The sequence below is a fragment of the Enterobacter cloacae complex sp. EB5 genome, assembly GCF_031432835.1.
GTDB lineage: Bacteria > Pseudomonadota > Gammaproteobacteria > Enterobacterales > Enterobacteriaceae > Enterobacter > Enterobacter hormaechei_C.
Genome location: NZ_CP133860.1, coordinates 2,782,412 through 2,806,404 on the forward strand (window position 1 = coordinate 2,782,412; position 23,993 = coordinate 2,806,404).

Here is a 23,993-nt window from a genome sequence, read left to right on the forward strand (position 1 = left end):
CAGCCGTTATCTCATGGTTATTTCCCCTGACCGAAGCCAGGGGAAGTATCTTTAAATCCGGACGTCAGATAAACGTATACGCCGTGATTTTGTTACCCGCCGGATCCCGCAGGTAGGCAGCATAGGCCCCGGGAAGGTGACCACGCGGGCCAGGTTGACCTTCATCAGCTCCACCGGCGGCAAGGCCGGCAGCATGGAAAGCATCAACCTCTTCCGGGGTGGCAGCAGCGAAGCCGACAGTCACCCCGTTAGCGGAAGGTGCTTCACCGTTGCCCGGACGGGCAATGATAAATGCCGGCTTTTCGCGGCCATAGAGTACCCAGCCGTTGCCAAACGGGCCGAGGTTATTGATACCAAGCGTGCCCAGGACGACATCGTAAAATGCGGAGGATTTCTCGACATCGGCTGCGCCAATGAACACATGAGAAAAGATGCCGTCACCAGAAATTACCGGAGTTGTCATTTTCCACTTCCTTCAGTTTGAGTTGATTAAAATTCTGATGGGATCAGTAATGAATCACTGTCCGGATAGATTTGCCTTCATGCATAAGCTCGAAGGCGTCATTGATTTCATCCAGTGTCATCGTATGGGTTACAAATGGCTCAAGGTCAATATCCCCCTTCATGGCATCCTCGACCATACCGGGGAGCTGAGTGCGGCCTTTTACTCCGCCAAACGCGGAACCTTTCCATACGCGCCCGGTGACCAGCTGGAAAGGACGGGTGGAAATCTCCTGTCCGGCCCCTGCGACACCAATGACAACGGACTGCCCCCACCCACGGTGAGCACTTTCCAGCGCTGCACGCATGACGTTAACGTTACCGATACATTCAAAGGTATGGTCAATACCCCACTTGTTGATATCCAGCAGAACATCTTTAATCGGTTTGTCATAATCATTCGGGTTAATGCAGTCAGTGGCCCCGAACTGACGGGCCAGGTCAAATTTTGTCGGATTAGTATCGATAGCGATAATACGTCCCGCTTTTGCCTGACGGGCCCCCTGTACCGCAGCCAGACCAATTGCCCCCAGACCAAAAATGGCAACTGAATCGCCCGGCTGCACTTTAGCCGTGTTATGGACGGCGCCAATACCGGTAGTCACGCCACAACCCAACAGGCAGACGTGTTCATGGTTCGCCTCCGGGTTAATTTTTGCCAGAGAAACCTCGGCCACAACGGTGTATTCACTGAATGTGGAACATCCCATGTAGTGGTAAAGAGGCTGACCGTTGTATGAAAAGCGAGTGGTCCCGTCAGGCATCAGTCCTTTGCCCTGAGTCTCGCGAACCGATACACAGAGGTTCGTTTTACCGGACTGGCAGAATTCACACTCCCCGCATTCAGCGGTGTAGAGCGGAATAACATGGTCACCCGGCTTCACACTGGTGACGCCTTCACCAACTTCAACGACGATACCGGCTCCCTCGTGGCCGAGAACCACCGGGAAAACGCCCTCAGGGTCATTCCCTGAGAGGGTAAAGGCATCGGTATGGCAGACACCTGTGTGGGTGTTTTTAATCAGCACCTCGCCTTTTTTAGGCGGAGCAACATCAATTTCAACAATCTCCAGGGGCTTCCCTGGTGCAAATGCAACAGCGGCACGTGATTTCATACGTAATATATCCTCAATGTAATAATGGCCTCACCTATTTAAGATAGGCACGAACCAGCTCAATCGTATCGTCAACTGATTTACTGACTTCATGACTGTAGCTGTCATTCTGGTCAAAGGTTTCCCGTATGTGGCTCTCCAGCACCTCTGCCATCAGTCCGTTAGCGGCGCCCCGGACGGCGGCGATTTGCTGGAGAACGGAACGGCATTCAGCGCCACTTTCAAGTGCTCTTTCCAGAGCATCAATCTGACCCCGGATACGGCGAACCCGGGTTAGGACCTTTTTTTTCTCTTCAGGAGTACTGGGCATTGCTTACCTCACTGCTCTGTATTTCTTATACTATAGGGGAGTATTACATTAAGATCAACACATACCCCACTATAGTATAATAAATATATCAGAGCACCGGTAATGACTCCAACTTACTGATAGTGTTTTATGTTCAGATAATGCCCGATGACTTTGTCATGCAGCTCCACCGATTTTGAGAAAGACAGTGACTTCCTGCCCAGCCTTGCCAGATGCTGCCTCAGATTCAGGTTATGCCGCTCAATGCGCTGCGTATATCGCTTGCTGATAACGTGCAGTTCTCCCTTCAGGCGTGATTCATAAAGCGGCCAGCCATCCGTCATCCATACCACGACCTCAAAGGCCGACAGCAGGCCCAGAAGACGCTCCAGCGTGACCAACGTGCGTTCACCGAATACGTGCGCCACAACCGTCCTCCGTATCCTGTCATACGCGTAAAACAACCAGCGCTGGCGTGATTTAGCGCCGACGTAACCCCACTGTTCGTCCATTTCCGCGCAAACAATAACGTCACTGCCCGGTTGTATGCGTGAGTTTACCGACTGCGGCCTGAGTTTTTTAAGTGTCGTAAAATCGTGTTGAGGCCAACGCCCATAATGCGTGCACTGGCGCGACATCCGACGCCATTCATGGCCATATCAATAATTTTCTGGTGTGTACCGGGCTGAGAGGCGATGTAAGTGAACTGTAGCTGCCATGTTTTACGGCAGTGAGAGCAGAGATAGCGCTGATGTCCGGCAGTACTTTTACCGTTACGCACCACGCCTTCAGTAGCTGAACAGGAGGGACAGCTGATAGAAACAGAAGCCACTGGAGCACCTCAAAAACACCATCATACACTAAATCAGTAAGTTGGCACCCTTACCCTGTATAGGTACTCTCTGTTTTTCGTGGCCTGCCTCGCCCACGAATTTCGCCAGTCATGACTTTGCTCCTGCATTTTATTAACGGAAAAGAATAAGTGATTTTGCGCGGAGGCTTCAATCAGTTTATCCCCGGCGGTGACGAGGTGGCCACCTATGCCGACTGGACAGGGGACTGACTATTGCCATAACGCCATCGCAGGTTGCTTCAGTAAACCTGCTAATCCCGTACAATGGCGAATTCGCTATATCCGCTTCTCGCACTTAGCTGCCATAAATCGGCCAGGCAATCACAGGTCATTTCTGTCTCGCAAAGAAGGTGCCGTTTCTGCTTTGCGTTGACACCCCTAAATATTAGAATTAAAAGGAGAGAGTTACTGGAAAAAGGCAGCGGAGGCAGTGACAATCGTGGCTTGAAGCCACTACTCGATGGATGCGGACATGTAGTTGGCGTCATTCGACAAAACTAGCAAACTTCTAATAGTCACCATTTCTCCCGTCTGGCGGGAGTGCTGTCAAATGCCCCCCTCATCTCTGTGTGGGAAATGAAGGGTGAAGGGGAAATAGATGACAGCGTTATTTCTACGCCCAGAATACTGAATACCTTGTACAGACGATCAATACTGGCGCTAGCAGGGTTTGCTTCCAGGCGGGCATAGGTTTGCTGCGTTACGCCAAGCCTCTCAGACACATCTTTTTGCGTGAAGCCCTTGATTTTGCGAAACCCGATTAGCACAGGTCTGAGCTGGTTCAGCGTTTTTATCGGGAACTGATTATTCATAAGTGACCTGCCTCGCAGACTGAGTAGGGAGTACCGCCCTGTAATACAGCAGGTAAGGTGTATTTTGTGTTATACAGACTATAGGCTGTAAAACCTTTATTGAAAAGATGCTGATGTTCCAGGGGCATGCCGAGCATGGACGATTTTCTGCGGGGCGGTATTTCGCTACGGGGGAGATTGCGTTCGGGCAATGTACCGGTGTAAAAAACGTCAATTTTTCAAAACCGCTGTTATCGGGATAAGCTGAAAACTCCGAAGGCAGACACAGCCACGAATAATGTCAGACTTAAGCTCTGTAGCTGTCTTCTTTTGCCTGTAAATAACGTCTAGTTTGACTCTGATGAAGGCTGTACCAGGCAGAGAACATGTCACTCTCGGGGCCGGATGATAAAATGTGTTCAACTGGCTGGGCAGGGTAATAGCGAAGAACGTTCTCTGAAATTCGATTCAGCTCAGCGTAACGTGCGCTGTAGGTATGTATAATCCATTGCATCAATTTTGCATCCGTATTATTCGCAGATTACACACAAGAAGCTTAACAATGGCTGAAAGAGTGAGCAGGGATATGTAACAAAAACAAGGGCTTCAAGATGAACTGGATAAAACCGGAGCAGAGCAAGCCCTGTTCCGGTTTGTCAGGCTTTGGAATTTCTTCCAGGCCCCTGCAGCTAGTCACAACAAACACATTAATGTTTTCATTGCTTCAATTCAATATTATTGTGTGAAAGGGATTCCATCGAAATCGGCTTATGCATGCTTAAAACTAAACTGCCCCGGCTGCAGTCATTTGGTTGCTGTGGGCTCTGTACTGTGTCTAATAGTGAAAGAATCTTACGTTATAACGAAGGAAATTGCTGAATGACTCTACGATTGCAGACGGAATCACCCGCTGACCAGGATATGTTTAGAGGCAGCAGTCATGAAAAAGTTGCAGAGAATGTGGCTCAGATCATCAGGACACCTGATGTCAATATTATTGGTCTGGAAGGTGAGCTGGGTTCAGGTAAGTCAACAATATTGAAGTTCCTGCAGAAAAAGCTTAAAGATGATTTTACGTTCATTAACTTTGATGCAGAACGTTACCATCATGGCTCAACTAAAAAAGCGCTTATCGATGTCATCCACCACGGGGTCAGCCTACAATGTCCGGGCTCCCGGGATGTGTTGGATAAGTATAAAAATCTGGCTCTGGGTAACATCGTTGAATACGACAAGAGGGTCAGCAGCAGGCTAAGCTGGTTGACCGTCGTTTTTATTTTACTGTCATTGCTTTCCGTGCAGATGCTTCGTTATGTGCTAACAGACCTTAATCAATATTTTACTAACAAGGAGTCATTATTAGGGTGGCTTTTTTATGTTGAGGTGGCCGCGTTTCTTTCTCCTGCCATTATGGTCGCAGGACTGGCATGCCTGCAGAACATGGAATGGTACAGAAAGAAAGGGTATTCGAGTATTGGTGATTTGTTCAAACGCAACAGTACTGACAGGATTGAAGAGACTTGGCTAGTTAATAAGGAGGTCGGAGCTATTGAGCTGGCTGAAGCTCTGCAGGGATTTACCTCCAAAGAGGTCATTTCCCATGGAGATCGCTTCATCCTTATCATTGATAATCTGGACCGAATCAGTGCAGACAAAGTGAAAGAGCTCTGGAGTGATATGGAGCTTATTGCCGGAGCCACTCATGAACACTTCAGGATAGTGGTGCCCTATTCGGCAAGACAGGTTTCAGCCTCACTTTCTGTGGCGGGTTTCAGCGGGCGTGAGTTTATTGCAAAGCGGATTCCTGTAAGTTTTCAGGTTCCTCCTCTTATTTCGGCAGGATGGCAGGAAGCGTTAAGGCAGTACTGGTGACCTGCTCCCCGTTGATTAGTACACCCCGATGTTAGTAATGTCTTCATAAGCCACATGAGGACATCCCCATGAAGAAGCGTTTTTCCGACGAACAGATCATCAGTATTCTCCGCGAAGCCGAAGCTGGGGTACCCGCCCGTGAACTCTGCCGCAAGCATGCCATTTCCGATGCCACGTTTTACACCTGGCGTAAGAAGTATGGCGGTATGGAGGTGCCTGAAGTTAAGCGCCTGAAGTCGCTTGAGGAAGAGAACACCAGACTCAAGAAGCTGCTTGCCGAAGCCATGCTGGATAAAGAGGCGCTTCAGGTGGCTCTTGGGCGAAAGTACTGACGACAGACCAGAAGCGGGAAGCCGTGATGTTGATGTGTGATGCGACCGGTCTGTCGCAACGTCGTGCCTGCAGGCTTACAGGTTTATCCCTGTCGACCTGCCGCTATGAGGCTCACCGTCCGGCTGCTGATGCGCATTTATCAGGGCGCATCACTGAGCTGGCACTGGAGCGCAGGCGTTTTGGCTACCGTCGTATTTGGCAGTTGCTGCGCCGTGAAGGGCTTCATGTTAATCATAAGCGCGTGTACCGGCTTTATCACCTCAGTGGCCTGGGCGTAAAACGCAGAAGACGTCGTAAAGGGCTGGCAACAGAACGTCTGCCGCTGCTCCGTCCGGCGGCGCCCAATCTGACCTGGTCGATGGATTTCGTCATGGACGCACTTTCCACCGGTCGCAGGATCAAGTGTCTTACCTGCGTCGATGATTTCACAAAGGAATGCCTGACGGTCACTGTTGCCTTTGGGATTTCAGGCGTTCAGGTCACGCGTATTCTGGACAGCATTGCACTGTTTCGAGGCTATCCGGCGACGATAAGAACTGACCAGGGGCCGGAGTTCACTTGCCGTGCACTGGATCAATGGGCCTTTGAGCATGGTGTTGAGTTGCGCTTAATCCAGCCGGGCAAGCCAACGCAGAACGGATTTATTGAGAGCTTTAACGGACGATTTCGCGATGAATGTTTGAATGAGCACTGGTTCAGCGATATCGTTCATGCCAGGAAAATTATTAATGACTGGCGGCAGGATTATAACGAATGCCGCCCGCACTCCACGCTGAATTATCAGACACCGTCTGAATTTGCAGCGGGCTGGAGAAAGGGTCATTCTGAGAATGAAGATTCCGACGTTACTAACTGAGTGTTGTATCTAATCGTGGGGGCAGGTCACTGGAAAGAAACAGTAAATGAGGATGCAGGGATAGCGTGCCGGGAAGCAACGGTGTTGCTTGAGCGCTGGAAACCCTCTGAGTATCCTCGTATCACACCGCGATTAATGAAGAAGTTTGTTAATGATATTCATATTCTGAACCTTACCGTTCCTGCAACAGAAGATCATCGCCATATTCTTATTGCTCTCTACTTACTGGTGGTCAGATACGGGGAGCGAGATATTAAAGTATTACTTCGCGATCCCAAAGCTAGTCAGACCGAACCCGGTATTGCTCCGGATGATTTTGACGAGATGCTCTCGCTAACTTATCAACAAATATCCCGAATTTTTAATAACGATACAGAAAGATGGAGCGAATTTCTGATGAGCATCCACTATCAGTCCACGGTGGAGCTTGCCAGGAGCGAGTTGCTTGATACGCCTCTTAAAGACGCGATTGGTGCTATAAATATCCCACGGCTTGAAGAACTGACGGCCTTGTGGGGTTTCGCTGAAGCATGGCAGCGAGTGGCACCACATATTCAGATGCGAGACTGGCTGGTTTCTTATAGCCGGATGGATGAGAAGTGTCAGGCTCTCGCCGAACCGCAACTCAAAGTCGCAGTGCAAATGCTGAATCAGAGTTATGCTGTTTCACTCAGAGAAAAGAATGATGAAGGTTTCGTATTGAGTCTGCAGAAACTGATGGCTGACGGGCGGATAAGCCTAGAGCCTTTCGTCGAAAGGCAAATATCGTTTATTGTGAGTAAACTTGATGAAATTCAGGATTCAGAAAAATTGGAGGCTGAATCCACGAAGACGTTGCTGCAGGAAGCTGATTCATACTCTGTTCTGGCCGGTGAATCACTACTGAATAAAATGGAGAATTTTGTAGATGGCGTATTTTATGTGGAATACCTTGTCAATAATGAAGAGACCTTGTCAAACCTGAAAATTGGCACACTAGATATCGGAAATCACGGTCGGGAGGAGATGTTACGCTATGGAGCTGAGCAACCTCAGATAGACCTTTTTAATCCGGGAATTATCCGGCATATCAATATTGCATCGAAGGCGGTACAGAACGTAATTGGAAAGAATGATGGTACAGGTGGGGCTCAGGTTAGCTCTGCAATAATGACGCTTAAAAATCGTCAGGTTGTTGAGGACGTTATCCATTTCAGAAAAATTGTTCTGAGCCCGGACTGGAATAATAATGTTTTAAATCAATATTATCTTAATAATACGGCGACGAGGAATCTCTTCCCTGCGGAATTTGCTGCACAGGCTGTTGCTCACATGGTGCTCCATGGTAACTATGCCGGTATCGAGTCGTACAGTGAACATATTGGTGAGGAACGGTTTGACCTGGCTTTGGCTGCATATCTTCGTTATCTACGTACTGCCGAGAGTATCTTTATAGCACTTAAGGATAAAAATGTTCTGCCGTACATCAAAAATGCTGTTGGCAGGATTGTTGATTTAGGTCTTCTGGTGAATATACCTGTCCTGAGCTTTGTTAAAGGTCAGTATGACGTCATCAAAGAAGCTACAAATGCAACCTCTCTTTTAATATTTGTGCGAGAGCGTCAAAAAGCACTGTCAGAGAAAATAATTGAGTCTGATGTGAATGCTATGGGTCCAGTATTTCTCCATGACGTATATCAGTCAGGTGAGCAGTTTGATATTTTGAAGAAAAAGCTGAACGCCCTGGCATGTGGAGTATTTAGTTCTTCTGAAAGGCTTATTGAGTGTTTTACGGTTCTTCCTGTGAACATGCGCTTTATCCTTGAACAAATGCAACTTCAGGGGCAGCATATCCGGATGGAAGGTAGTGTGGGTATCTTTGCATCATGGTTCCGTGATGCAGAGCCAGACGTTGTCACAAATGCCGAGAACATTCATTTTCTGTGGTCTTGCCTCGACGATACCCAGAGAGAGACTGTACTTGATGAGTTGCACGATGTCTTACTTGAAAGACATATTCGTATTGACAGCCGTATTGCGATTATTACCCGTTTTCATAATGAGTTGTCGTTTATTGAACCTGAGAAGGCCGTTGAACGCAGGGCTATTGCGGCGCTGTTTAGCGCTTCTGTTGATAATGTATTATTGTCTCAATGGCTTGACCGTCAGACGTTTTCATTTTCATCATGGTCTCCGGAGGACGCCCGTACGGCAACGAGTTGTATAATGAATAACTCGGAGATTTTTCCTCTCATCTGCAGGAATTCACAGTATATTAAAAACAGAATGTTACCAGAGAAAGCGGACGTTACAGAAGATAGTGATACGTTTCCGGACTGAGTTCGTTCTTTAAATCCTATACCTGAAGACCACAGCGGTGGTCTTTGGGAGTTTTTTTATTGCCTGATATACATTAAGCATGTTATATCTTGCTAAGAAATAATCATTCAGGGATTAATCATAACTACTGAAGTTATGTTGTGTTCTTTTCTTTTAAAAATAAATTATTCAGATTTATTTTCTATTGATTTAATGAGGTAGGGAATGACAGAAAGTGCTTTGCTTTTGCGAGAGGCATTTAATGAATCGGTTAACTATATGACATGGTCTTTTTATTCACTGATAACTGCTTACGTTTCGATGGCTTTTTATGATAGAGTTGAGGTTAAGACCCGAATAAATAATTATCTGAATAAGTTACTTTTCGTGATTGCTATGTCCGTTTTTATCCCAAATATGTACTTTGTTTCAATGGTGTTCAGTCAGAAGTTAGGCACCGCAGCTGGCGTTGCGTCATTCATTATTGGGCTACTTTTCATGATGTTAAACTCGGCACCTGTAATTACTGGTATCGTACAGCAGCGCAAAGATTGAGTTTTATGAGTATAGTCAGTTGGGTTTTCATCTGTTTTATCAGACTTAGAAAAATGAAATCTTTCAATTCATTGATTTTAAACGCAAAAAAATTTCTAAATGATCAGAATTATAGGGTGCTCATTCTGTTCGATCACCGAACACGAAGGCCGTATTATTCAGAGCCGTTCCGAAGAGTCGATTGTTAACGAGATCGAAGCGATTCGCGACACGGTGCCGGGCTTTACCGGCGTGATCTCCGATCTGGGTGGCCCAACGGCCAACATGTACATGCTGCGCTGTAAATCGCCGCGCGCCGAGCAGACCTGCCGTCGTCTCTCCTGCGTCTATCCGAGCATTTGCGAGCATATGGACACCAACCACGAGCCGACTATCAATCTTTACCGTCGCGCCCGTGACCTGAAAGGCATCAAGAAGATCCTGATCGCCTCCGGCGTGCGTTACGACATTGCGGTGGAAGATCCGCGCTACATCAAAGAGCTGGCGACGCACCACGTTGGCGGTTATCTGAAGATCGCCCCGGAGCACACCGAAGAGGGCCCGCTGTCCAAAATGATGAAGCCGGGCATGGGCAGCTATGACCGCTTTAAACAGCTGTTTGATACCTATTCAAAACAGGCGGGGAAAGAGCAGTATCTGATCCCATACTTCATCTCCGCACACCCCGGCACCCGTGATGAAGACATGGTGAATCTGGCGCTGTGGCTGAAGCAGCGTCGATTCCGTCTGGATCAGGTGCAGAACTTCTACCCGTCGCCGCTCGCCAACTCGACGACCATGTATTACACCGGCAAAAACCCGCTGAGTAAGATTGGTTATAAGAGCGAAGACGTGGTGGTGCCGAAAGGGGATAAACAGCGCCGTCTGCATAAAGCGCTGCTGCGCTATCACGATCCGAAAAACTGGCCGCTGATCCGTCAGGCGCTGGAAGAGATGGGGAAAAAGCACCTGATCGGCTCGCGTCGTGATTGCCTGGTGCCTGCGCCAACGCTGGAAGAGATGCGCGAAGCGCGCCGCCAGAACCGCAACACGCGCCCGGCACTGACCAAGCACACGCCGATTGCGCATCAGCGTTCGAACGGTGGTACGGGAACGAAGAAGAACGTAAAACGTAAGACCGGTTAAACCTGTAACAATGCCCGGTGGCGCTGCGCTTACCGGGCCTACAGGTCTAACCCTCTCCCCTCCGGGGAGAGGGCAGGGTGAGGGGATCACCCGCCAAACTGATCCGGGTCCGGCCCAAGCCGTTTGCCCTGATCCAGCTTCGCAATTTCACCCAGCTCGTCTTTATCCAGGCGGAAATCCCAGACGTCGAAGTTCTCGGCGATACGCGATGGCGTGACCGATTTCGGGATCACCACCAGACCGCTATCCAGATGCCAGCGAATGACGATCTGCGCCGGGGTTTTACCGTACTTATCCGCCAGTTCACGGATGATTTTCTGGTCAAACACCCCTTCACCGCCCTGGGCCAGCGGGCTCCAGGATTCGGTCTGGATCTTGTGCGTGGCGTTCCATGAATGAAGCTGGCGCTGCTGCATCAGCGGATGCAGCTCAATCTGGTTAATCACCGGCGCGACGCCCGTTTCATCAATCAGGCGTTGCAGATGATGAACCTGGAAATTACAGACGCCGATGCTTTTTATCAGCCCCTCTTTTTGCAGTTCAATCATCCCCTTCCAGGCATCAACGTAATGGTCGATAGCCGGTACCGGCCAGTGCATGAGATAAAGATCGACGAAATCGAGCTGGAGTTTCTCCAGACTCTCCTGCAACGCTTCGCGGGGACGCTTTTGATCGTCGTTCCACAGCTTGGTGGTGATGAACAGCTCATCCCGGGGAACGCCAGCGCTGGCAAGCGCTTTTCCCACGCCGTCCTCGTTTTTATAGGCGGCGGCGGTATCGATAGACCGATAACCGACTTCCAGAGCTTTATGAATGGCGGAGACGACCTCGTCGTTACCGGCTTTCCATACACCTAGCCCCAGCTGGGGCATCACGTTGCCGTCCTGTAGCTTGATTACGGTTTGGTTTGCCATTTTTCCTCCTTAAGGTGCTCATCGCCGGAGGGAACCTCCGACGATGTGATGTGCATTAAGTCTGGACGAAATGTCAAAAAACGAAAGTCAGGAACCTAAAAACGCTTAGCGTGCCGCTTCGTAAATGCGACGGCTGACGTCCAGGGTGATGTCGCCATGCTCGCCGATCTGCGTCATGCCGTGTGCTTCCAGTTTCGCCAGCAGGGCAGGGATAGAGCTGCCGTCCAGGCCGTAGCCAGAGAGACGCGTTGGCACGCCCAGGCTTTCAAAGAAGTGACGGGTGGCTTCAATCGCGGCATCGATACGCGCATCGTCGGAACCGTCGGTGATGTTCCACACGCGTTCGGCGTACTGGAGCAGTTTGGCGCGTTTAGCGTCACGTTTTTCGTTCCACAGCGCAGGCAGAACCACCGCCAGCGTCTGGGCGTGATCCAGGCCGTGCATCGCCGTCAGCTCGTGGCCGAGCATGTGGGTAGCCCAGTCCTGCGGCACGCCTGCGCCGATCAGGCCGTTCAGCGCCTGGGTGGCAGCCCACATCACGTTGGCACGCACGTCGTAGTTTTCAGGCTCTTTCAGCGCTTTCGGACCTTCTTCAATCAGCGTCAGCAGAATGCCTTCCGCGAACCGATCCTGAATTTTGGCGTTCACCGGGTAAGTGACGTACTGCTCAACGGTGTGAACAAAGGCGTCGACCACGCCGTTCGCCACCTGACGCGCAGGCAGGGTATAGGTGTAAACCGGATCGAGGATCGCGAACACGGGCTGAACGTGTTCGTTCATAAAGGCCTGCTTGTCACCGGTGGTTTTACGGGAGATGACCGCGCCTTTGTTGGACTCAGAACCGGTGGCCGGCAGCGTCAGCACGGAGCCCATCGGGATCGCACTGCTGATGTCGCTGCCGCCCGTTTCCAGAATATGCCACGGGTCGATGCCGTCAGCGTAATGCGCCGCCGCCGCGATGAATTTGGTGCCGTCCAGCACGGAACCGCCGCCCACCGCCAGCAGGAAGGTGATCTGCTCCTCACGGGCGATTTTTACCGCATTCATCAGCGTTTCATAAGACGGGTTAGGCTCGATACCGCCGAACTCGCGCACGTCCAGGCCTTCCAGAGCGCTGTACACCTGATCCAGTACGCCGGTTTTTTTCACGCTGCCGCCGCCGTAGGTAATCAGGACGCGGGCGTCCGTCGGGATTTGCGCGCGCAGGTCAGCGATAGCGTTTTTACCAAAAAGAATGCGGGTTGGGGTGTGAAGATTAAAGTTGTTCATGGCTTGTTCCCTGTAGTGGGTAAAAAATCGTGGTGGCGCAGAAGGCAACCTGATGCTGCTCATTGTGGCGGGCAGGCGCTATCCTCTCAATGCACATTCCTGCCGATGTCTTGCCCATTTCTACAGCGCGCTGGAGAAACGGTAAGAAAATGCGCACACTGTCAGCGTCGGAAACCGTACCCGGAGTAACTGAAAATGAACCGTGATGCCATCTGCCGCCAGCTAACGTCGCAGATTAAAAGACTGATAGATAACGGAAATGATTCGGCTGAGCTGCTGCCGGATATCCGATTGCTGTACGGTACCCAGCCCGGGACGCGCACCCCGGTGATGTATCAGCCCGGCATCGTGTTTCTCTTTTCTGGCCATAAGATTGGCTATATCAATGAGCGCGTGTTCCGTTACGACACCAATGAATATCTGCTTCTGACAGTACCTTTACCCTTCGAATGTGAAACTTTCGCGACAGAGGAGGTACCGCTGGCCGGGATCCGCGTCAACGTCGACATCCTCCAGTTGCAGGAGCTGCTGATGGAGATTGGGGAGGACGAACTTTTCCGGCCATCGATGGCGGCAAGCGGTATCAACTCCGCGACCCTGTCGGAGGAAATTCTCTGCGCGATTGAACGCCTGTTAGACGTGATGGAAAGGCCGCTGGATGCACGTATTCTCGGAAAACAGATTATCCGCGAAATTCTTTACCATGTGCTGCTGGGACCGGGCGGCGGGGCGCTGCTGGCGCTGGTAAGCCGGCAAACGCACTTCAGCCTGATTAGCCGCGTGCTGAAGCGCATCGAGAGCCAGTACACGGAAAACCTCAGCGTTGACCAGCTGGCGGCGGAAGCCAATATGAGCGTCTCGGCGTTTCACCATAACTTTAAATCCGTCACCAGCACGTCGCCGTTGCAGTACCTCAAAACCTACCGTCTGCATAAGGCGCGGATGCTGATGATCCACGATGGCATGAAGGCCAGCGCCGCGGCGATGCGGGTCGGGTATGAAAGCGCGTCGCAGTTTAGTCGGGAGTTTAAGCGTTACTTCGGCGTCACGCCGGGGGAAGATGCGTCACGTATAAGAACCATACAGGGAGCGTGAGGGGAAACGGAGGCCGGGTAAGCGGTAGCGTCACCCGGCTTATGTTTATGCGCTGCAATACTTTTTCTTAATCACCACCGCAATGGTACCCACCAGCCCTGCAACCAGCAGGAAAATCGGCAGGATCATCAGGAAAGTCATCACCTGGTCTTCATGGTGCTTAACAAAGGGGATCATATTCAGCGCGTAGCCGAGCGTGGTGACCACGCCCACCCAGAGCAGGGCGCTCAGCCAGTTGAAGAACTGGAAGCGGCGGTTAGAGAGGCCTGAAATACCCGCCATGGTAGGCAACAGGGTGCGAACAAACGCCAGAAAACGCCCGGCAAGTAACGCCAGCAGGCCGTGGCGGTCAAACATGCAGGTCGCGCGCTGGTGATATTTATGCGGCAGCTGCGCCAGCCAGCCTTTCACCACGCGGGTGTTTCCAAGCCAGCGCCCTTGCAGGTAACTCAGCCAACAGCCGAGACTGGCCGCAGAGGTGAGGATCACCATTGTCGGTGCGAAGTCCATCACGCCCTTGCCGATTAACGCCCCCGCGAGCAGGAGCAGGCTGTCACCGGGTAAAAATGAGGCTGGCAGTAATCCATTTTCCAGAAACAGCGTCGCGAACATCACGAAATAGACAATCCCGACGACATGCGGGTCCGCCAGCGCGGCAAAATCGTGTTGCCAGAGCGCCGTGATGATATTTTGAATAACAGCCATGGACTTTCCTGTGGAACAGCAGATATAACGCTATTGTACTCCCAATTTTGCCTGTCGGGGTTGATCGCAGGCGCATCTCATACAGACTTTTCTGCTTGCGGTGTTCAGAATTGCGTCCGGGGAGTACATTTCAGCCAGCACTTTACACGATGCGCTCAAATCCTGCCGATAAATCCGCAATTAAATCGTCCACATTTTCCAGCCCGATATGCAGGCGGATTAAGGTCCCCTCGAAGTCCACCTCGCCGCCCGGGCGCAGGGCCGCAATCTGCTCCGGCTGATTGGGCAGGATCAGCGATTCAAACCCACCCCATGAATAGGCCATGCTGAAGAGGGTAAAGTTATCCAGATAGCTTGCCAGTTCGGCGTCATTCAGGCGCTTTTTAAGAACAAATGAGAACAGCCCGCTGCTGCCCGTAAAGTCACGTTGCCAGTATTCGTGGCCCTTGCTGCCCGGCAGCGCCGGATGGTTAACGCGCTCCACCTGCGGATGCAGCGCCAGCCACTGTGCAATTTGCAGGCTGCTTTCGTGATGCTGGCGCAGACGCACGCCGAGCGTACGGATGCCCCGGCTGGTCATGTAGGCGGTATCGGCATCCACCATCTGGCCCATCAGGTAGGCGTTTTCACGCAATTGATCCCAGCAGCGGGCGTTAGATACCGCCGTACCGATCATGCCGTCGGAATGGCCAATCAGGTATTTGGTCGCCGCCTGAATGGAGATATCGATGTCAAATTCCAGGGCTTTAAACAGCACACCTGCCGCCCAGGTGTTGTCGATCATGATGATCGCTTCCGGCGCTATGCTGCGCACCGCCTTCACGATGGCCGGGACGTCATGCACTTCCATGGTGATGGAGCCGGGAGATTCCAGGAACACAACGCGCGTGTTGGGCTGAATAAGCCCGGCAATACTGGACCCAATCAGCGGATCGAACCAGCTGGTGGTGACGCCGAGCTTGCTGAGTATTTTGGTGCAGAAGTCCTGGCTTGGCTCGTAGGCGGTATTGGTCATCAGGACGTGGTCACCCTGTTCCACAAACGCCAGAATGGTATTGGCGACCGCCGCCGCGCCGCACGGGAACAGCGCGCAGCCCGCGCCGCCCTCCAGTTCGCACATGGCTTCCTGCAACGAGAAATGGGTTAACGTGCCACGACGACCGTAAAACAGCCCGCCCTTCGCGCGATTACGCGTGGCGATTTTTTTATCTTCAACGGTATCAAACACCAGCGAGGAGGCGCGTTGGATGACGCTGTTGACCGAGCCCTGTGTGTATTTCTTACTGCGTCCTGCCTGCACCAGCGTGGTCTCAAGCTGCTTTTTAGTCATGTTCGCTAACCCTATTTTTATACGTCTGGACGTCCAGACTACCACGATTGTCAGAATGTGCATCCGGATGCTTATCGAATAAGCAGAAAATATTATCAAAAATTCGCATAAGAAATTTTTACTGCGTAAGCGCAAGGAAAGTGAGCGAAAATTACGGCACTATGTAAATACTAATGAGAACTACTATCAATTCGACGACGTTTTGATATTATTACGTTCAGATTTTGTGATTTGCGTCCTGGAGATACAGAGTGGGTAATAATTTGATGCAGACGGATCTCTCCGTTTGGGGCATGTATCAACATGCTGACATCGTAGTTAAGATTGTGATGATCGGCCTGATTCTGGCGTCCGTGATCACCTGGGCTATCTTCTTCAGCAAGAGCGCCGAACTTCTTTCACAAAAACGCCGCCTCAAGCGTGAGCAGAAGCAGCTGGCGGAAGCCCGCTCTCTGGATCAGGCTTCTGATATCACTTCATCCTTCCATGCGAAAAGCCTGACTACCCTGTTAGTGAACGAAGCGCAGAACGAGCTGGAACTCTCCGCAGGCAGTGAAGATAACGAAGGCATTAAAGAGCGTACCGGCTTCCGTCTGGAGCGTCGCGTTGCGGCCGTGGGTCGTCATATGGGCCGCGGTAACGGCTATCTGGCGACTATCGGCGCTATCTCCCCGTTCGTCGGCCTGTTCGGTACCGTCTGGGGCATCATGAACAGCTTTATCGGTATCGCCCAGACGCAGACCACTAACCTTGCGGTCGTCGCGCCAGGTATCGCAGAAGCGCTGCTGGCCACGGCTATCGGTCTGGTTGCCGCTATCCCGGCGGTTGTTATCTATAACATCTTCGCGCGCATGATTGGCAGTTACAAAGCCACACTGGGTGACGTTGCCGCGCAGGTTCTGCTGCTGCAAAGCCGCGATCTGGACCTGAACGCCAGCGCCGTTAAACCGGTTCATGCGGCGTCCAAACTGCGCGTAGGTTGATTGTATGGCAATGCGTCTTAATGAAAATCTGGACGATAACGGTGAAATGCATGAGATCAACGTGACGCCGTTTATCGACGTCATGCTGGTTCTGCTGATTATCTTTATGGTTGCCGCGCCGCTGGCGACGGTGGACGTGAAGGTGAATCTGCCTGCGTCCTCCAGCCAGCCGCAGCCGCGTCCGGAAAAACCTATCTACCTGTCCGTGAAGGCCGATAAGTCCATGTTCCTGGGCAACGATCCGGTAACGGATGCCTCGGTTATTCCGGCGCTGGACCAGCTCACCGGCGGCAAGAAAGACACCACCGTCTTCTTCCGCGCGGATAAAACCGTCGATTATGAAACCATGATGAAGGTAATGGACACGCTGCATCAGGCGGGATACCTGAAGATTGGTCTGGTCGGCGAAGAGAAAGCGGCCGCGAAGTAAAACGAAGGCTTTTGCCGCCTTCCCTGCCGGGTGGCGGCGTCGCCTTACCCGGCCTGCATTCCGCAACAATCATTGTTGGCTCACACTGAAGGCGCCGTCGGCACCTCTTCATCAAGCGCTACACAGGTCACGTTTGAAGTACGGTAATGACCTTCCGAGAGTTTCCGGGTCAGGCGCAGGGTGGCTGTCTCGCGTGCCAGCAGGTACTGATAGTTCGCCTCCAGTCGCCCGAGGATCTTCTCCTTAAGCTCAGGGCGCTGCTCAATAATGGCGTTCATCACCGCGCCGTAAATCTCCTCCTTGGCCTGCAAGGCGTAAATCTCCCGACGGTTCTGCCATTTCAGGCGCACCAGCGTGGCCGGAATCGAAACCAAATCCTGCGTAATTCGCGTCATCTCGTCATTTTTTATCTTTTTCAGGGCGTCGAGATTCTGCTTTAAGATAAATTCATCGCTTTTCTTATCATCCAAAGTCAAATAAACGTTATTACCGCTATCATCATTCACGTTAATCTTCCCCCAGGTTATAAAAAATGGGATTGTTTTTTTCACGCGTAATTAAATTAAGCCAAATTTCATTGCCAGCTTCATTTATTTGCTGCGTTTTCGCGGCCATTATTTGACTTAGCGTCTGGGCGTCTATTTCCCCTTCGGCCTGTAAATCATTCAGCAGATGAACTAAGGCTTCAATCTTGATGGCGCGAAATAAACGCTCTTTTAAATGGCGATCGTGCTCTTCCAGCACCATATTACGGGATTTGCCGGTGCGCGATACACCAATTAATATATCGGCTTCATAGTCGGAGAGTTTTCTTTTTCCTTGAGTGAAATTCGCCTCTTTATCTGCTTCCGTCGAAGGCTGTTCCACAGGCGTAATGTGGTACTTTGCCGGGACAATATTGTCGGGCAGCATTTTAATTTCCTTTAATTTCAAAAGGGTGGGGTTGGAAAAAGGGTGAGATTCGTTGACAATATCATGAGGCAATTTTAAAATCAAAAAAAATGGAGCCTACCCATGAACAGCATTTTCTTCACGGTCATAACGTTACTATTACTGACCGCTGGCGTGCTTTTATTGATGCAAGAGTTCAATAAAACGAAAGCGTCAAAAGACGCCAGTGAACCGCCGCAGCCTGAATTGATGTCGAAAGAGGAGGGGGAAGATCATTTCTCCGTATTGATGAACGCCGTGACGCCGGTCTGGTACTGGCGAGTGAATCACGAATATATCGATTTTCTCCATGCGACAATTAAGCGAATGAAAATGGCCGAAATTAATGATACGCCCGGCCTGTTCGACGCGCAGCGCCGTTGTAGCGACCTTAATTCGGCGGTCTATAAATATTACGACAATATCAAAAAGCGCTGTCTGAATGGCGAGAAGGTGTCGTACTCCGATTTAGACGTATTAAATCTGCGCCAGTGTTTTCGCGAGTTTAGCCTGGAAGCCTACCCGGAACTGGTCGCGCTGGTCTGGCCGGAGTATGCGCGTCCGGATGTGGATCCCAACGAGGTATAGTTGAGATATACTCAGCGCTGGTTTCGTTTGCAGACAGGATTTTATGGAACGCTTCTTTGAAAACGCAATGTATGCCTCTCGCTGGCTGCTCGCACCCGTCTATTTTGGTCTCTCCCTGGCGCTGATCGCCCTGACGATCAAGTTCTTCCAGGAGATATTCCACGTCCTGCCAAACATTTTCTCCGTGGCAGAAGCCGATTTGATTCTGGTCCTGCTGTCGCTGGTGGATATGACGCTGGTGGGGGGATTACTGGTGATGGTGATGTTCTCCGGTTATGAGAATTTCGTCTCTCAGCTTGATATCGCCGAGCACAAAGAAAAGCTCAACTGGCTGGGGAAAATGGATGCCTCATCGCTGAAGAATAAAGTCGCGGCGTCGATTGTGGCGATTTCGTCTATACACCTGTTACGCGTCTTTATGGACGCGAAAAACGTCCCGGATAATAAGCTGATGTGGTATGTGATTATCCACCTGACGTTTGTGCTGTCGGCGTTTGTGATGGGGTATCTGGATAAGATCAGTAAGAAATAAATTCACCATGCCCCTCACCCTAACCCTCTCCCTGTGGGAGAGGGCCGGGGTGAGGGCAGCAGGCCGCACTATTTATTTATCCGACGACGCCTGCCACAAATTCAGCTCACCATCCGCAACGTGCTGGTCAATCCGCGTCAGTTCATCTTCGCTAAAGCGCAGGTTATTCAGCGCCTGAACGTTCTCTTCCAGCTGCTCCGGACGGCTCGCGCCAATCAGCACCGACGTTACACGCTCATCTTTCAACAGCCAGCTTAGCGCCATCTGCGCCATCGTCTGCCCGCGCGCGTGCGCCATCTCGTTCAGCAGACGAAGGCTGCTCAGGTTGGCTTCCGTTAGCATTTTCTCCGTCAGGCCGCGCACTTTTTTCCCTTCGCGCTGCATACGTGAACCGTCCGGAATACCGTTCAGGTATTTTCCGGTGAGCAGGCCCTGTGCCAGCGGGGTAAAGGCGATACAACCCGTTCCGTTTTTCTCCAGCGCGTCCAGAAGGCCGGTCTTGTCGACCCAGCGGTTAAGCAGGTTGTAAGACGGCTGGTGAATCAAAAGCGGGATCTTCCACTCGCGCAGCAATTCGGCCATTACCGCCGTGCGTTCCGTGGAGTAGGACGAAATGCCGACGTACAGCGCTTTTCCGCTCTGCACCGCGTGCGCCAGCGCGGCGGCGGTCTCTTCCATCGGCGTGTTTTCGTCTACGCGGTGAGAATAGAAAATATCCACATACTCCACACCCATGCGTTTCAGGCTCTGGTCGAGGCTGGCGAGCAGGTATTTACGTGAACCGCCCGAACCATACGGTCCTGGCCACATGTCGTAGCCCGCTTTGGTGGAGATGATCAGCTCGTCACGATACCCGGCAAAATCCTCCCGCAGCAGACGGCCAAAATTCTCTTCAGCGCTGCCCGGAGGGGGGCCGTAGTTGTTGGCAAGGTCAAAGTGGGTAATGCCGAGATCGAAGGCCTTACGCAATAGCGCGCGCTGGGAATCGAGCGGCTGAACGTGACCGAAGCTGTGCCACAGGCCCAGCGACAGTGCCGGTAAGCGCAGGCCGCTTTTGCCGCAGTATCGGTACTGCATGTTTTCGTATCGGCCGGTGTAAGGGTGCCAGGACATGATGTCTCCTTTCTTGTCGGTGAATTTTCGAAACAACGTTTTCATTCTATGCTGACTCGATAACAAAAAAGTATATTTTCTGCGGTATCTGCCGATAACGAGGGAAGTACTCGCCTCTGGGCGAATTCACCCTCACGGCAAGGAATAATCAATGAAGATGCTTCGTAATTTCACCATCCGTTTCGTCATGCTGACGATACTGGGGATCTTTTGTGTCATGTGGGCAGGCGTGGGGCTTTACAGCACCTGGTCTCTGTCTCGTGTTTCTGATGGTAATGACGTTGACCGCCAGCTGGTCCGGCAAATGACGGTGCTGAGCCAGGGCAACGATCAGTATTTCCGTTTCGTCACCCGCCTGAGCCGGGCAATGGAAGTTAAAGCGGCGGGCGGCACGCCGGACCTGGCTCCTGCTCAGCAGGCGCTGGATAACATGAGTAAAAAGCTGGCAGAGATGAAAGCTATCTCCCCGGGCCCGATGGATGAAAAGGTGTCTGCGCAGGTGATTTCCACCTGGCAGGCGCTGCTCGATCGGGGCGTGACGCCGCAGATGGCGCAGGCGAAGCAGGCGACGCTCGAAGGCTATCGTCAGCATGCTAACAACGTCACGCCGCCGCTAAGCCGTGCATTCGGGTCAGCGGCTGAGAACTTTAACAACACCGCGGCGAAGGCGCTCGACAGCACGCGCGTGGTGGTCGACGGCCTCACCAGCATGACCCGGACGGTGATTATCACCGCCACGATCGTGGGTCTGCTGATCCTGCTGTTCACCGACCGCTACCTGGTGGCGATACTGGTAAAACCGCTGGATCGTATCCGTCAGCAGTTCCGCCAGATTGCGCAGGGCGATCTCAGCCAGCCGATTGAATCTTTGGGCCGCAACTGCGTGGGGCAACTGGTGCCGCTGCTGAGCGCCATGCAGGACAGCCTGCGGGAAGCGGTCAGCACGATTCGTTCCGGCAGCGAGAATATCTGGCGCGGGGCAACGGAGATCTCCAGCGGGAATAACGATCTCTCTTCGCGTACCGAAGAGCAGGCCGCCGCGCTGGAAGAGACCGCGGCCAGCATGGAGCAGCTAACCGCAACGGTGAAGCTGAACGCCGAAAGCGCGCGTCAGGCCAGCCAGCTTGCGGATGTCGCCTCCAGCACGGCCAGCCGCGGCGGGTCGCTGGTGGAAGATGTGGTTACGACCATGAGCGGCATTTCGGACAGCTCGAAAAAAATCGCTGAAATCACTACTGTCATCAACAGCATCGCCTTCCAGACCAATATTCTGGCGCTGAACGCCGCGGTGGAAGCGGCCCGGGCCGGGGAGCAGGGGCGTGGCTTTGCGGTCGTGGCGGGTGAGGTGCGTAATCTGGCCAGCCGCAGCGCGAATGCGGCAAAAGAGATCGAAGGGCTGATTGCAGATTCCGTTGCCCGCGTGGAGCAGGGGGCGCAGCTGGTGAACGATACCGGCACCACGATGGAAGCGATCCTGCGCGACGTGACGGAAGTGACCGTCATTATGAAGCAGATCGCCACCGCGTCAGAGGAGCAGAGCAAAGGAATTTCTCAGGTTGGCGTTGCCATCACGCAGATGGACGGCGTGACCCAGCAGAACGCCTCGCTGGTGGAGCAGGTTTCCGCCGCCGCCGCCGCACTGGAACGGCAGACCGAAGAACTCCAGCGCTCAGTGCAGAAATTCCGTCTCACCGCGTAACCTCATCGTGTCAGGCCGTCTCTGGCGGCCTGACGTTTATCGCTCTGAATAATCTGTGTCACCTGCGACAGCTGACCAATTTTCACTTCGCTTGCCCGCATAAATTTACTTTTGTCGATCAGCAGCAGCGACTGGCTGGCGCGGTTTAACAGCAGCGCCTTAAAGCCCGCGTTGTGCTCGGACGGATCCCAGAGGACGCCATGCTCATCGACCCCTTCACACGAGAAGATAAACAGATCGATCTCCAGCCCTTTTAGCTGCGTCACCAGCGCCGGATTAACATAGCAGCGATACTTACGCTCAAGCGTTCCGCCGGAGCAGATAAGCGTGATCCGCTCGCGCTTTGCCATCTCGTGGCAGATAGGCAGGCTGTTGGTAAATACGGTGAGGTCGATGTCCGGCAACTGGCGCGCCAGATGAAAGCAGGTTGAGCTGGCGTCGAGGGCGATGGTCATCCCTTCGCTGATCCAGCCCAGCGCGTGGCGGGCAATATCGGCTTTGTCGGCATAATGGCTTTTCAGGCGTGCGCCAAAGGGTTCACCGCTGTCGCGGCTGTCCGGGTGAATCAGACGCGCGCGCCCGTGCTGGCGCAGAAGCTTCCCCTGCTGCTGCAACGACTTCAGATCCCGGCGGATGGTCTCTTTGCTGACGGAGAGCTTTTCAGCCAGCACATCGGTAGTCAGCCAGTCGCTTTGACTCAGCAGGGTGATAAGGCTCTGCTGTCGGGTCGCTTTTAGCGTCTGGTCTGACATACGAGGCTCCTTGCGCACGCGTGCTGACGCATTTTTCTCATCGCGGAAGAAGGGCGGCGAACCGCCCGGTCATTGATCAGGCCTGACGTTTATCTTCCGTCTGGGTATCGAAGTCGCTTGCTGAATGACGCTCATGTAACTGCTCGTTCAGCTCGCCGTTGGTACGGTTAACAATGCGCCCGCGTTTAACGGCCGGACGATTCGCCACATCTTTTGCCCAGCGCTGCACGTTGGTGTACTTCCCGGCATCCAGGAACTCGGCGGCGTTATACACGCTGCCCAGCGCCACGCAGCCAAACCATGGCCAGACTGCCATATCCGCAATGGTATATTCCTCACCCGCTACGTAACGACCGCGCGCCAGCTGTTTGTCCAGCACGTCGAACAGGCGTTTAGCTTCCATGGTGAAGCGATCGATAGCGTACTCAATCTTCACTGGTGCGTAGTTATAGAAGTGGCCAAAACCGCCGCCGAGGAACGGGGCCGCGCCCTGTAACCAGAACAGCCAGTTCAGGGTTTCCGTTCGTCCTGCCGGATCTTTTGGCAGGAAGTGACCAAATTTCTCGGCCAGGTAGAGCAGGATATTGCCGGATTCAAAGACGCGCGTCGGCGGGGTGGTGGAGTGGTCACGCAGGGCCGGGATCTTCGAGTTCGGGTTCACGTCGACAAAACCGCTGGAGAACTGATCGCCCTCACCAATGCGGATCAACCATGCGTCGTATTCCGCGCCCGTCACGCCCAGCGCCAGCAGCTCTTCCAGCATGATGGTAACTTTCTGTCCATTCGGCGTACCGAGAGAGTACAGCTGGAGCGGGTGCGCGCCCACAGGTAGCTCTTTCTCGTGCGTCGCGCCCGAGACGGGACGGTTGATATTGGCGAACGCGCCGCCGTTATTCTGTTTCCATTCCCACACTTTCGGTGGCTGATAGGTGTTATCTGACATGTTGGCCTGCCTTTTTGGTGTTGTGTTGAGGCAGTGTAGCAGGAGATGCAGGAACCGTTTAACGATGCGAGCGTAATGGGCAGGGCGGGTGTATGATAACGCCACCTCTGTCAGTTAATTAC

24 protein-coding genes and 1 pseudogene are annotated in these 23,993 nt (G+C 52.4%); 11 read left to right on the forward strand and 14 right to left on the reverse strand.

Annotated elements, in window-relative coordinates; translation table 11 throughout:
- Positions 1–64: 64 nt before the first annotated feature.
- The 5 genes from RHN82_RS13305 to RHN82_RS13325 all read right to left on the reverse strand — a co-directional run bounded on the left by RHN82_RS13305 (position 65) and on the right by RHN82_RS13325 (position 3,570).
- Positions 65–463: a VOC family protein gene (locus RHN82_RS13305; protein WP_012561111.1), complete on the reverse strand. Its 399-nt coding sequence runs from the start codon at positions 461–463 to the stop codon at positions 65–67.
- A gap of 43 nt (positions 464–506) precedes the next feature.
- Positions 507–1,616 carry an S-(hydroxymethyl)glutathione dehydrogenase gene (gene frmA, locus RHN82_RS13310; protein ID WP_017384070.1) on the reverse strand — a complete coding sequence of 370 codons (1,110 nt, stop codon included), beginning with the start codon at positions 1,614–1,616 and terminating at the stop codon, positions 507–509.
- Between the two features lie 34 nt (positions 1,617–1,650).
- Positions 1,651–1,926 (reverse strand): formaldehyde-responsive transcriptional repressor FrmR, encoded by a 276-nt coding sequence (frmR, locus tag RHN82_RS13315; RefSeq protein ID WP_017384071.1) that lies wholly within the window; start codon positions 1,924–1,926, stop codon positions 1,651–1,653.
- Positions 1,927–2,039: 113 nt separating this feature from the next.
- A protein-coding gene (locus RHN82_RS13320) for an IS1 family transposase (protein ID WP_223479951.1) occupies positions 2,040–2,737 on the reverse strand; the annotation gives its coding sequence in 2 pieces (ribosomal slippage) (positions 2,040–2,488 and positions 2,488–2,737; 699 coding nt in all).
- A 536-nt stretch (positions 2,738–3,273) separates the two neighbouring features.
- Positions 3,274–3,570 carry a helix-turn-helix transcriptional regulator gene (locus tag RHN82_RS13325; protein ID WP_017384073.1) on the reverse strand — a complete coding sequence of 99 codons (297 nt, stop codon included), beginning with the start codon at positions 3,568–3,570 and terminating at the stop codon, positions 3,274–3,276.
- 858 nt (positions 3,571–4,428) lie between these two features.
- Here RHN82_RS13325 and RHN82_RS13330 point away from each other — a divergent pair.
- From RHN82_RS13330 to RHN82_RS13350, 5 genes and pseudogenes are all read left to right on the forward strand, one after another.
- Positions 4,429–5,421 (forward strand): P-loop NTPase fold protein, encoded by a 993-nt coding sequence (locus RHN82_RS13330; RefSeq protein WP_047052744.1) that lies wholly within the window; start codon positions 4,429–4,431, stop codon positions 5,419–5,421.
- Between the two features lie 68 nt (positions 5,422–5,489).
- Positions 5,490–6,610 (forward strand): IS3-like element ISSen4 family transposase gene (locus RHN82_RS13335; protein ID WP_085950818.1). Its coding sequence is split into 2 segments (ribosomal slippage): positions 5,490–5,748 and positions 5,748–6,610, totalling 1,122 coding nucleotides; the frame shifts between segments, so codons are not numbered across the junction.
- Positions 6,611–6,691: 81 nt separating this feature from the next.
- Complete coding sequence (locus tag RHN82_RS13340) at positions 6,692–8,929, forward strand: hypothetical protein (protein ID WP_128753953.1); 2,238 nt, start codon at positions 6,692–6,694, stop codon at positions 8,927–8,929.
- Positions 8,930–9,133: 204 nt separating this feature from the next.
- A complete protein-coding gene (locus tag RHN82_RS13345) occupies positions 9,134–9,463 on the forward strand; it encodes a hypothetical protein (protein ID WP_000140246.1) in 330 nt (109 codons plus the stop codon).
- A gap of 114 nt (positions 9,464–9,577) precedes the next feature.
- Positions 9,578–10,588: pseudogene (locus tag RHN82_RS13350) on the forward strand (radical SAM protein); the annotation flags it as partial.
- Between the two features lie 86 nt (positions 10,589–10,674).
- Here RHN82_RS13350 and dkgA read toward each other — a convergent pair.
- Both dkgA and yqhD read right to left on the reverse strand, forming a co-directional pair.
- On the reverse strand, positions 10,675–11,502 hold the full coding sequence (gene dkgA, locus RHN82_RS13355; protein WP_003862493.1) for a 2,5-didehydrogluconate reductase DkgA: 828 nt from the start codon (positions 11,500–11,502) through the stop codon (positions 10,675–10,677).
- 105 nt (positions 11,503–11,607) lie between these two features.
- Positions 11,608–12,771 (reverse strand): alcohol dehydrogenase, encoded by a 1,164-nt coding sequence (gene yqhD, locus RHN82_RS13360; RefSeq protein WP_003862492.1) that lies wholly within the window; start codon positions 12,769–12,771, stop codon positions 11,608–11,610.
- 195 nt (positions 12,772–12,966) lie between these two features.
- Here yqhD and RHN82_RS13365 point away from each other — a divergent pair, with 195 nt between their 5' ends.
- Entirely contained in the window at positions 12,967–13,866 is a 900-nt protein-coding gene (locus tag RHN82_RS13365) for an AraC family transcriptional regulator (RefSeq protein WP_017692668.1), read from the forward strand.
- A 45-nt stretch (positions 13,867–13,911) separates the two neighbouring features.
- Here RHN82_RS13365 and yghB read toward each other — a convergent pair whose 3' ends face one another.
- Both yghB and metC read right to left on the reverse strand, forming a co-directional pair.
- Positions 13,912–14,571, reverse strand: a complete 660-nt coding sequence (gene yghB / locus RHN82_RS13370) for a DedA family general envelope maintenance protein YghB (protein WP_006811961.1) — start codon at positions 14,569–14,571, stop codon at positions 13,912–13,914.
- Between the two features lie 142 nt (positions 14,572–14,713).
- Complete coding sequence (gene metC, locus RHN82_RS13375; protein ID WP_047050727.1) at positions 14,714–15,901, reverse strand: cystathionine beta-lyase; 1,188 nt, start codon at positions 15,899–15,901, stop codon at positions 14,714–14,716.
- 251 nt (positions 15,902–16,152) lie between these two features.
- On the opposite strand from metC, the gene exbB reads away from it, so the two are divergent.
- Entirely contained in the window at positions 16,153–16,884 is a 732-nt protein-coding gene (exbB, locus tag RHN82_RS13380; RefSeq protein WP_003862482.1) for a tol-pal system-associated acyl-CoA thioesterase, read from the forward strand.
- Positions 16,885–16,888: 4 nt separating this feature from the next.
- A complete protein-coding gene (exbD, locus tag RHN82_RS13385) occupies positions 16,889–17,314 on the forward strand; it encodes a TonB system transport protein ExbD (RefSeq protein WP_001251472.1) in 426 nt (141 codons plus the stop codon).
- Positions 17,315–17,394: 80 nt separating this feature from the next.
- Here the strand turns inward: exbD and RHN82_RS13390 are convergent, their stop codons facing one another.
- Positions 17,395–17,820, reverse strand: coding sequence for a hypothetical protein (locus RHN82_RS13390; RefSeq protein ID WP_047050729.1), 426 nt, complete (start codon positions 17,818–17,820; stop codon positions 17,395–17,397).
- Position 17,821: 1 nt separating this feature from the next.
- Complete coding sequence (locus tag RHN82_RS13395; protein WP_047050730.1) at positions 17,822–18,226, reverse strand: hypothetical protein; 405 nt, start codon at positions 18,224–18,226, stop codon at positions 17,822–17,824.
- A gap of 102 nt (positions 18,227–18,328) precedes the next feature.
- Here RHN82_RS13395 and RHN82_RS13400 point away from each other — a divergent pair, with 102 nt between their 5' ends.
- Both RHN82_RS13400 and RHN82_RS13405 read left to right on the forward strand, forming a co-directional pair.
- A complete protein-coding gene (locus RHN82_RS13400; RefSeq protein ID WP_032673323.1) occupies positions 18,329–18,832 on the forward strand; it encodes an ESA_00282 family adhesion-associated protein in 504 nt (167 codons plus the stop codon).
- Positions 18,833–18,875: 43 nt separating this feature from the next.
- A complete protein-coding gene (locus tag RHN82_RS13405) occupies positions 18,876–19,364 on the forward strand; it encodes a TIGR00645 family protein (RefSeq protein ID WP_040118109.1) in 489 nt (162 codons plus the stop codon).
- 72 nt (positions 19,365–19,436) lie between these two features.
- On the opposite strand, the gene RHN82_RS13410 is transcribed toward RHN82_RS13405, so the two are convergent.
- Complete coding sequence (locus tag RHN82_RS13410; protein WP_017382745.1) at positions 19,437–20,477, reverse strand: aldo/keto reductase; 1,041 nt, start codon at positions 20,475–20,477, stop codon at positions 19,437–19,439.
- A 151-nt stretch (positions 20,478–20,628) separates the two neighbouring features.
- On the opposite strand from RHN82_RS13410, the gene RHN82_RS13415 reads away from it, so the two are divergent.
- Positions 20,629–22,176: a methyl-accepting chemotaxis protein gene (locus tag RHN82_RS13415; RefSeq protein WP_047050732.1), complete on the forward strand. Its 1,548-nt coding sequence runs from the start codon at positions 20,629–20,631 to the stop codon at positions 22,174–22,176.
- 2 nt (positions 22,177–22,178) lie between these two features.
- Here the strand turns inward: RHN82_RS13415 and fucR are convergent, their stop codons facing one another.
- Positions 22,179–22,928 (reverse strand): L-fucose operon activator, encoded by a 750-nt coding sequence (fucR, locus tag RHN82_RS13420; protein WP_047050733.1) that lies wholly within the window; start codon positions 22,926–22,928, stop codon positions 22,179–22,181.
- Between the two features lie 76 nt (positions 22,929–23,004).
- Entirely contained in the window at positions 23,005–23,871 is an 867-nt protein-coding gene (gene yghU, locus RHN82_RS13425) for a glutathione-dependent disulfide-bond oxidoreductase (RefSeq protein WP_023314842.1), read from the reverse strand.
- Positions 23,872–23,993 lie beyond the last annotated feature (122 nt).